The organism is Alkalihalophilus lindianensis (assembly GCF_032843265.1).
GTDB lineage: Bacteria > Bacillota > Bacilli > Bacillales > Bacillaceae_D > Alkalihalophilus > Alkalihalophilus lindianensis.
Window position 1 is genome coordinate 1 of sequence record NZ_JAWJBA010000838.1, and the last position, 245, is coordinate 245.

The 245-nt window shown below is 36.7% G+C and carries 1 pseudogene; it reads left to right on the plus strand.

What is annotated here, in order from left to right:
* A pseudogene (locus RYX56_RS24510) lies at positions 1-245 on the plus strand (two-component sensor histidine kinase); the annotation flags it as partial.

Below are 245 nucleotides of genomic sequence, written 5' to 3' on the forward strand. Positions count from 1 at the left end.
CTCCGATTACAGCAGAGAAATTAAATTATTTAAATGAGGAGGTCATCAGGTTTGGTAAATTAATCAATAATTTAAATTTATTAAAACAATTTGAGTCTGAAAGCGGCAAGTTTAAGGCAGAAACGATCTTTCTTGATGATTTAATCGTCGATCTGTACAATGACTTTATTGTGGACGCGAACAAAAAGCGCATCCGCCTTGATTACGAGGTGGAGCCCCATCATCCATATCGAATAACCGGTGAT